The organism is Pseudomonas sp. CDFA 610 (assembly GCF_021147865.1).
Taxonomy (GTDB): Bacteria; Pseudomonadota; Gammaproteobacteria; order Pseudomonadales; family Pseudomonadaceae; genus Aquipseudomonas; species Aquipseudomonas alliivorans.
The window spans coordinates 1-9,202 of the sequence record NZ_JAGTPM010000020.1 but is presented as its reverse complement, the minus strand read 5'-3'; the positions used below and the strand labels follow the sequence as shown (position 1 = coordinate 9,202).

At 58.1% G+C, this 9,202-nt stretch carries 10 protein-coding genes; 9 read left to right on the top strand and 1 reads right to left on the bottom strand.

Annotated features, from left to right (window positions below):
• From KDX39_RS26225 to KDX39_RS26200, 6 genes are all read left to right on the top strand, one after another.
• On the top strand, positions 1 to 1,126 hold a 1,126-nt coding region (locus KDX39_RS26225; protein ID WP_231662360.1), incomplete at its 5' end, for a copper resistance system multicopper oxidase.
• A gap of 5 nt (positions 1,127 to 1,131) precedes the next feature.
• Positions 1,132 to 2,118: a copper-binding protein CopB gene (locus KDX39_RS26220; RefSeq protein WP_015062130.1), complete on the top strand. Its 987-nt coding sequence runs from the start codon at positions 1,132 to 1,134 to the stop codon at positions 2,116 to 2,118.
• Between the two features lie 62 nt (positions 2,119 to 2,180).
• Positions 2,181 to 2,561 (top strand): copper resistance system chaperone CopC, encoded by a 381-nt coding sequence (copC, locus tag KDX39_RS26215; protein WP_003317555.1) that lies wholly within the window; start codon positions 2,181 to 2,183, stop codon positions 2,559 to 2,561.
• Between the two features lie 2 nt (positions 2,562 to 2,563).
• On the top strand, positions 2,564 to 3,496 hold the full coding sequence (gene copD, locus KDX39_RS26210; protein WP_015062131.1) for a copper homeostasis membrane protein CopD: 933 nt from the start codon (positions 2,564 to 2,566) through the stop codon (positions 3,494 to 3,496).
• Positions 3,497 to 3,551: 55 nt separating this feature from the next.
• Positions 3,552 to 4,238, top strand: coding sequence for a heavy metal response regulator transcription factor (locus KDX39_RS26205; protein WP_017709557.1), 687 nt, complete (start codon positions 3,552 to 3,554; stop codon positions 4,236 to 4,238).
• Positions 4,235 to 5,614, top strand: a complete 1,380-nt coding sequence (locus KDX39_RS26200; RefSeq protein WP_017709556.1) for a heavy metal sensor histidine kinase — start codon at positions 4,235 to 4,237, stop codon at positions 5,612 to 5,614. Before KDX39_RS26205 ends, KDX39_RS26200 begins: the two co-directional genes overlap by 4 nt.
• Before the next feature lie 70 nt (positions 5,615 to 5,684).
• Here KDX39_RS26200 and KDX39_RS26195 read toward each other — a convergent pair whose 3' ends face one another.
• Positions 5,685 to 6,146, bottom strand: coding sequence for a DUF411 domain-containing protein (locus KDX39_RS26195; protein WP_029240727.1), 462 nt, complete (start codon positions 6,144 to 6,146; stop codon positions 5,685 to 5,687).
• 198 nt (positions 6,147 to 6,344) lie between these two features.
• Between KDX39_RS26195 and KDX39_RS26190 the strand changes: the two genes are divergently transcribed.
• From KDX39_RS26190 to KDX39_RS26180, 3 genes are all read left to right on the top strand, one after another.
• Complete coding sequence (locus KDX39_RS26190) at positions 6,345 to 7,097, top strand: hypothetical protein (RefSeq protein ID WP_231662359.1); 753 nt, start codon at positions 6,345 to 6,347, stop codon at positions 7,095 to 7,097.
• Between the two features lies 1 nt (position 7,098).
• Positions 7,099 to 8,049 (top strand): tyrosine-type recombinase/integrase, encoded by a 951-nt coding sequence (locus KDX39_RS26185; RefSeq protein WP_074929288.1) that lies wholly within the window; start codon positions 7,099 to 7,101, stop codon positions 8,047 to 8,049.
• Positions 8,050 to 8,405: 356 nt separating this feature from the next.
• Positions 8,406 to 9,077, top strand: coding sequence for a hypothetical protein (locus KDX39_RS26180; protein WP_217649230.1), 672 nt, complete (start codon positions 8,406 to 8,408; stop codon positions 9,075 to 9,077).
• The last annotated feature ends 125 nt before the right edge of the window (positions 9,078 to 9,202 follow it).

Here is a 9,202-nt window from a genome sequence, read left to right as displayed (position 1 = left end):
TGCGGACGTGAGCGGGGCCACCTACACGTACCTGCTCAATGGTCAGGCCCCCAATATGAACTGGACCGGCTTGTTCCGTCCTGGCGAAAAGCTGCGCCTGCGGTTCATCAACGGCTCGGCTATGACGTACTTCGACATCCGTATTCCAGGCCTGAAAATGACCGTGGTAGCTTCGGATGGCCAGTTCGTGAACCCGGTTGAGGTCGATGAATTACGCATTGCCGTGGCCGAAACCTTCGATGTGATCGTTGAGCCCACTGCCGAGGCGTATACGGTCTTTGCTCAATCCATGGATCGCACGGGCTACGCCCGCGGCACCCTAGCCGTGCGGGAAGGCTTGGTAGCCCAGGTCCCCCCCCTTGATCCTCGTCCGCTGGTCACGATGGACGATATGGGCATGGGTGGTATGGACCATAGCAGCATGGATGGCATGAGCGGCATGGATTCGGGTGCCGACGACGGCATGCAGACCATGAGCAGCATGGGGGGCGACTCCATGCCCGCCATGGACCATAGCAAAATGTCTACCATGCAGGGTATGGACCACGGCGCTATGTCGGGCATGGACCATGGTGCGATGGGCGGCATGGGCGGCATGGTGATGCAGAGCCACCCTGCCAGCGAGAACGACAACCCGCTGGTGGACATGCAGGCCATGAGCCCTACCGCCAAGCTGAACGATCCTGGCCTGGGCCTGCGTAATAACGGGCGCAAGGTGCTCACCTATGCCGACCTTAAAAGCACCTTCGAAGACCCTGACGGGCGTGAGCCGAGCCGGACCATTGAGCTGCACCTGACCGGGCACATGGAAAAATTTGCATGGTCGTTTGACGGCATCAAATTCGCGGACGCCCAACCTCTGATACTCAAATACGGCGAACGGGTAAGAATCGTGCTGGTGAATGACACGATGATGACTCACCCGATCCATCTGCATGGGATGTGGAGTGACTTGGAGGACGAGGACGGAAACTTCAGGGTGCGCAAGCACACCATTGATATGCCGCCAGGCTCCAAGCGCAGCTACCGTGTCACCGCTGATGCCCTGGGGCGCTGGGCCTATCACTGTCACCTGCTCTACCACATGGAGATGGGTATGTTCCGCGAAGTTCGGGTAGAGGAGTGAGGCCAATGACTGTTTTGAATAGACTCCACGTTTGTTCACTGCTCGCGGTCAGCAGCCTGGGAATGCTCCCAGTGGGCGTGTTTGCGGCAGAGGCCGCTATGCCGGGCGTGGACCACAGCCAGATGCAAGGCATGGATCATTCCAAGATGCAGGGTATGGACCACAGCCAGATGCAGGGCATGGATCATTCCAAAATGCAGGGTATGGACCATAGCCAGATGCAGGGCATGGACTCGGACATGACGACCATGGCCCCCAGCAAGCCTGCGGCACCGACACAAAGCCGCACGCCTATTGCGCCTGTCACCGATGCCAATCGGGCTGCGGTCTACCGAAGTGCCAAAGGCCACACTGTCCATGACGAAGCAGCTAATTATTTCCTGCTCTTCGATCAACTCGAATGGCAGGACGCCGACAACGGCAGCGTCCTTAATTGGGACGTTAACGGCTGGGTGGGTGGTGACATCGACCGGCTCTGGATTCGCTCCGAGGGCGAACGTACCAACGGCAAGACCGAATCGGCCGAGCTGCAAGCGCTGTGGGGCCATGCGATCAGTCCTTGGTGGGACCTGGTCGGCGGCGTCCGGCAGGACTTCAAGCCAGGCTCGCCGCAAACCTGGGCTGCATTTGGCCTCCAGGGCCTCGCTTTATACAACTTCGAAGCCGAAGCGACTGCGTTTCTTGGTGAAGGCGGCCAAACCGGGTTAAGGCTGGAAGGCGACTACGACATTTTGCTGACTAACCGGCTGATTTTACAGCCCACGGCTGAGGTTAATTTCTACGGTCAGAGCGATCCTCAGCGCGGCATCGGCTCTGGCCTGTCTGAAACCGAAGTCGGCGTACGACTGCGCTACGAAATCCGCCGCGAGTTTGCCCCGTACATTGGCGTCACCTGGAACCGCTCCTACGGCAATACAGCCGACTTTGCCCGCGAGGAAGGCGAGGACCGCAGCGAGGCCCGCTTAGTCCTGGGCGTGCGCATGTGGTTCTGAGCCGTTCTAGTCTGAAAATCTGATCCCCCACGAACGGCCTTTTTGGGCTGTAAGGAGTTCGCATGTTGTTGAACCGCACAAGTTTCGTCACGCTCTTTGCCGCTGGGATGCTGGTCAGCGCATTGGCCCAAGCCCACCCCAAGCTGGTGTCTTCGACTCCGGCTGAAGGTAGTGAAGGCGCGGCCCCTGCCAAGATCGAGCTGCATTTCTCCGAAAACCTGGTTACCCAATTTTCCGGCGCGAAGCTGGTCATGACGGCGATGCCAGGCATGGAACACTCACCGATGGCAGTCAAAGCCGCGGTATCGGGCGGGGGTGACCCCAAGACCATGGTGATTACCCCGGCCTCACCTCTGACGGCAGGCACCTACAAGGTCGATTGGCGGGCAGTGTCTTCCGATACCCACCCGATTACCGGTAGCGTGACGTTTAAGGTCAAGTAAACATGGAAGATCCGCTCAGCATCGCAGTTCGTTTCGCGCTGTATACCGATTTGATGATGCTGTTCGGGCTGGCCCTCTTTGGCCTTTACAGCCTACGCGGCGCAGAACGCCGTTCGGGCGCTGTATTGCCTTTCAGGCCCCTTCTGAGCGCGACCGCTTTGATCGGCCTGCTGTTGTCGGTTGTCTCCATTGTGCTCATGGCCAAAGCCATGAGCGGTGCGTCTGAATGGCTAGAGGCTGTGCCTCACGCCGAGATGATGGTGACGCAGACGGAGCTTGGCACTGCCTGGCTCATCCGCATGGCCGCACTGGTGGGGGCTGCTGTGACCATCGCCTTCAACCTTCGGGTGCCCATGGCAAGCCTGCTGATGGTTTCGCTGCTGGGAGGCGTGGCCCTGGCGACCTTGGCCTGGACGGGCCACGGGGCCATGGACGAAGGCTCCCGGCGCTTTTGGCACTTCAGCGCGGACATCCTTCATCTGTGGTCCTCGGGCGGCTGGTTCGGCGCGCTGGTGGCGTTTGCACTGATGCTGCGGCCCAACAAGGTCGAAACCCTACAGTCAGTCCAGGTGCTGTCGCGCACGCTCAGCGGTTTCGAACGGGCCGGCGCGGTGATCGTGGCTTTCATCGTCCTCTCGGGCGTGGTGAACTATCTGTTCATCGTCGGCCCCCAGGTCAGTGGTGTGGTGGAAAGCACCTACGGGGTGTTGCTGCTGGGCAAGCTGGCACTGTTTGGCCTTATGGTCGGATTGGCCTCAGCTAACCGCTTTGTCCTGAGCCCGGCGTTTGAACGGGCGGTCCACCGGGGCGAGTACGCGCGAGCGGCCCGCTCGATCCGCTACAGCATGGCCCTGGAACTGGGCGCCGCCGTCTTGGTGTTGGGCCTGATTGCCTGGCTTGGCACACTGTCCCCTGAGATGGAAGCGGGGATGTGAGTGTGCCTGACCCTGTTTTACCGTCACACTGGGCCGGTGCCGTGGAGGGTCGAACATGAAACTGCTGGTAGCCGAAGACGAACCTAAAACTGGAATCTATCTGCAGCAAGGCCTGCGGGAGGCCGGCTTCAACGTGGACCGCGTGGTCACAGGCACAGATGCCGTTGACCAGGCGCTCAATGAAGCCTATGACCTGTTGATTCTCGACGTGATGATGCCAGGCCTTGATGGCTGGGAAGTCATCAGACGCCTTCGCACCGCTGGCCAGCCCGTACCGGTGCTGTTTCTGACCGCACGGGACGGGGTAGACGACCGGGTCAAGGGCCTGGAGCTGGGCGCCGATGATTATCTGGTCAAGCCGTTTGCCTTTTCAGAACTGCTGGCACGGGTGCGAACGCTGTTACGGCGCGGCAGCAGCAGCCTGCAGGTTCAAACGAGCCTGCAAATCGGAGACCTTCAGGTGGATTTGCTCAAGCGTCGGGCGACTCGGGGCGGCAAGCGAATCGAGCTTACGGCCAAAGAGTTTGCACTGCTGGAACTGCTGATGCGCCGGCAGGGTGAAGTGCTGTCCAAATCGCTGATCGCCTCCCAGGTCTGGGACATGAATTTCGACAGCGACACAAATGTTATCGAGGTGGCGATACGACGGTTGAGGGCCAAGATTGACGATGACTTCGAGGTAAAACTGCTGCATACCTGCCGGGGAATGGGTTACATGCTAGAGGCGCAGGACGAAGGATGAAGCCTGGCTCACTCACCCTGCGCTTGAGCCTTCTGTTTGTGGTCGCGGTCGCCGCCGTCCTAATCATTGTAGGGGTTGCCTTCAACGAGCTGAGCCGTCACCACTTTCGCGCCCTGGATGCGCAGGCGCTGGGAGAAAAGCTGGAAGCGATTACCCAGATTGCCAAGGAATCAGGCGCAAACCCGGAACTGCTCAAGGCGCGCTGGCACACCCTCCTGGGGGCACATCCCGATCTCAGTGCTGTATTTCTGAAGACCGATGGAACGCCTTTTTTTGCAGAACCTCCCCAATCAGCGGTGCCGTCGCTCGCGCAGGCCACCCAGCGCGATGGCGTCTGGGAGTGGGAAAAAGAAGGCCGCATGTTCAGGGCCCTGACCGCCTCGGTATCGTTGCCCACTGCCAGCCCGCCGCTGACCGCGTGGCTTGTCCTGGACGTCACCACGCATATGCACTTCTTTGCCATGCTTGAACGCTGGTTCTGGGGCGTCCTATTGGCTAGTACCGTGTTAAGCGCGGCCCTGGGGTGGCTGGTCGCCAAGAACGGGCTACGCCCGGTAGCCAGGGTGACCCAGACCGCCGCCTCGATGTCCGCGGGCTCGCTAAAGGAACGCATACCCTTGGAGCCAGTGCCGGATGAGTTGCGCGCGCTCATCACCGCGTTCAATTCCATGCTCGGTCGCCTGGATGATTCCTTCATGCGCCTATCGAATTTCTCCGCTGACATCGCGCATGAGCTTCGCACCCCGATCAGCAACCTGCGCACCCACACCGAGGTGATCCTGGCCAAAAAGCGTGCGCCCGAGGTGTACGAGGAGAATTTGAGCTCCAACCTGGAAGAGCTCAACCGTCTTTCGGGAATCATCGACGGCATGCTGTTCCTGGCCAAGTCCGACAACGGGCTAATTGTGCCTGAGGCTGTTGAACTGGATCTGAGAACAGTCATCAGCAAGCTGTTCGGCTATTACGAATTTCTGGCCGAGGACAAGGGGATTCAGCTACAAGCATCAGGCAACGCCTCGATCTTCGCGGACAGCGTGATGATCGACCGTGTCGTGTCGAACCTGCTGTCCAATGCCCTGCGCTATACGTCGTCCGGAGAGACGATCAAGGTCAGCATCCACGATCACGGAGGAAGGGTAGAGCTTCGATTGGAAAATCCTGGCCCTGAAATAGTACCGCAGCACCTAGACCGCATCTTTGACCGGTTCTACCGGGTGGATCCGGCGCGGCGCGAAGGCGCCGGGAATGCGGGGCTGGGGCTAGCGATTGCCCGGTCCTTGATGCAAGCGCATGGCGGCACTATCTCGTGTACATCCCACGAGGGCCGAACGACCTTCATCCTCACCTTCATGCGATCGCCTGCCCCACGAACCTGACATGCCGGCCTGACAGCCTGGGCACCGCTAAGCCAGGCCATACCAGGCTTGGCGAACATGAAACCGGTTGTCACTGCGCCGGGTAGTCAGCCACCACCTCCTGCTCGCCGGTCTTTTTCAGTCCGATGACCTGATAGGCGCTTTTATGCCCTGTTTCCATGCCCGGTGAGCCCATTGGCATGCCAGGTGCCGCCACGCCGATCAGGTCGGTCCGGCGTTCAAGCTCAGCGATCTGTTGGACCGGGACATGCCCCTCGATGAACTTGCCGTTCACCACACCGGTGTGACACGACATCAATTTCTCAGGCACACCCAGCTTGGCCTTCACCGGGCTCATGTTTTCTTCCAGATGGTCATTAACCGTGAAGCCATTGTCCCGCAGGTAAGCAATCCACTTGGAACAGCATCCGCAATTGGGGTCCCGGTACACGTCGATCACATGCGCAGGAGCGGCTTGCGCCACTGACGCTACAGCTAGTGCCATGGCCGCGACAGTGCGCCGTCCAGCGTCAGTAAGGCTTATGAATTTCATGTGCGGCCATCCTATAAACTGAGTGATTTGCAGCTTACCTTGCATCAATGAGATTTTGGACTGCTCAAGCGTTTGCACCAGTACCCCAACGTCATCCCACATGGTATTTGGACAGGGTTGAATCAACGCACTATGCATCGCTCGCTGCTTAATCAGTGTAAGAAATACGTTATCACCAATTAAAGGATTTGCTTTCGGATGAGCGATTTCACTGCAGTCTTTGAAAAAACCTTTCATGTGCAGAAAACTTGGGCTCGCGCCGGCACCCTGACGCGTGTGTTCGCAGAGATGGCTGAGGCGGCTCACGGCGCTTATCTGAGCGAAATGAAGAACCGCATACCAGAGCCCCGCGGTGGTGGTCATTCCGTGGAAAGAGTTGCACAGGACGACCTGATGACCAAGCTTGGGATCAACAGCATTGTCTTCACGGCAATGGCGTTGGAGGCTGGGATATTTGAATTAGCCGCGATCAATCTGGGAGATGCGACGGCAACGGATGATCTGGATAAGCTCGATCTCAATGCCAAGTGGATTGTGATACCCCAGTTGATCTGCGGCCGAGGACTTGCCAAGACTGGCCCGGCACTAAACAACCTGACGACCTTGATAAAAGCGCGAAATCAGCTGGTACATTACAAGTCTAAGCCTTTCCCTGGGTATCAGCCGGATCCCGAGTCTGCCTCAGGCTGGACTGAGCAATCGATGATGCAAGTGGAAAAGCTGACCAAAGAAATAGCGGCCGATTCCACAAAGTTTGCATCCTACGTGCAAGCTTCGTTTCCCACCCTTGTGCTGGTTTCTTTAGAGCTCGAAGCGCTAATCGGGAACACGGGGCCTTTACCTAGGTTTAACAAAAATAACATGGGTTCGGACACCTCACGGTCTCCCCTGCTCAGCAACCTCATCGGTGATTGTCGAGCCAAGCATCGTAATTATCATGGGACGCCATAACATGCTGCCAACCACGAGGAGTTGGAGCCGCCTGACCGCCGCTGAATTTCAACACCTGGCTGCGGTGCCGGCAGCGGTCGAGTGGTTTGCCAATATTGACAATCCCCGCACGCGCCGCGCCTATCAAAACGATCTGGAAGACTTCTGCAGCTTTGTCGGTCTCACCGGTGCCGAGGAGTTCCGTGCGGTCACCCGCGCGCACGTGCTGGCCTGGCGTGCGCAGCTGGAAGGCCGAGGCCTAGCTGGGGCCACCATCCGCCGCAAACTGGCGGCGCTGGCCAGCCTGTTCGATTACCTCCTGGAGAACAACGCGGTCACTGGAGGCAATCCTGTGCATGGCGTGAAACGGCCACGGGTTGAAAGCAACGAGGGCAAGACACCGGCCCTCGGTGATCACCAGGCCAAGCAGCTGCTCGATGCTCCGGACACTGAAACGCTCAAAGGACTGCGTGACCGGGCAATTCTCGCGATACTGCTCTATCACGGCCTACGGCGCGAGGAAGCGGCCCAGTTGATGGTGGCCGACATCCAGGAGCGTCGCGGCATTAAGCACCTGCAAATTCATGGAAAAGGCGGCAAGCTGCGCTTCCTGCCGCTGCACCCGGTCGCCGCCGAACGCATCCATAGCTACCTGGAAATGTCAGGTCATCACTTGGTCGACGCCAAGGCGCCTTTATTCGTGCCATTGCGAGGTCGAAAAACTGACGTCGGAATTACCGCTAATGGCATTTACGCGCTGGTTGGACATTACACCAAAGCCGTCGGCATCAAGGTCGCCGGGCTCGGCGTGCATGGCCTGCGTGCTACGGCGGCGACCAATGCCTTGGAGCATGAGGCGGATATAGCAAAGGTTCAGGTATGGCTTGGACATGCCAATATCAGCACGACCCGCATCTATGATCGCCGGCAGCTGCGACCGGAGGACTCACCAACCTTCAAAGTCCGCTACTGAGATCCCCCCAACAAAGACCTCTCTGAAAATTTCAGGGGGGTTAAGCGAATCTCAGGCCCCTCTTCCCACACCCTACACCCTTCAGCACGGCGAGCACATACAGCACGCCGAGTACATTAAGCACACCGAGCACCGAACAATCACTCTAAACCCATGAAATTAATCATATTTTTTAGGTTATTTTGCGTGATATCGCGCATTACAACTAACTGAACTAGGTTATTTCATGCAATTGAGCTTATTGTATCGTCGATTCACGTGCATAGTAATGCGCGATATACGCGTGTAATGACGGTTTGCCATCGTCGATGAATGCCGGGAAACTGGACCCAACAGAAAACGGAAAGGGCTACACCATGGCCAACGCCAAACAGTCAGCAAAACGCCGCTTAACGATGGCGGAACGTGCGCAGCAACTGATGCTGGTCCACTTCCCCGACATTCCCGAAGCGTTGAAATGGACACGAAAAACCCACGACGGCTTCAGCACGATTCCTCGGACACTGCCCATTGCCATGCAGATTATTGACGCTGATTCGAAGGGACAACCTGCAGGGCACGTGCTGTTTTGTCTCTGGGCGCGTATGCCCGATCATCCCGTCATAACTATCGAGAACCCCAGCACGTTTGCGGCTGAAGCGGGGTTTCTCGGGGAACGTGCCGTGGACACCTGGCGTCGCCGGATGAAGAAGCTCCGGGAGCTGAACTTCATCATGACCAAGCCAGGTGCATCCGGCGAATTTCATTATGTGATGCTCACCAATCCTAACGCTGCGGTCGAGTGGATGCGCAACCACGGCAAGGTACAGGATGGCCTGTATAGCCGCTTCATTGAGCGACTCCCGGAGATCGGTGCCTATGGCGATATAGAGGCACTCCACGCTTACTGGAAGATGCTCAAAGATGCGGAAGATGCAGCAGCAACTGAAGCCGCCAAACAAGCATCGACGATAGCTTCCGCGCCACCTCCGCCGCCAGTTTCACCCACCAAACCCAAGCGTATCAGGAGGACGAAGGCTAATGCATAGGAGAGTAAGGGGCATCGAGTGCCAACCCACCCACCTCGATGCCCTCAAAAATAAAGCCCTGAACCAGCTGAGGGTCGAGTCTTGACTGGTTAGGGCTGTGGTGGTGCAACGTTTAGCTGATAACC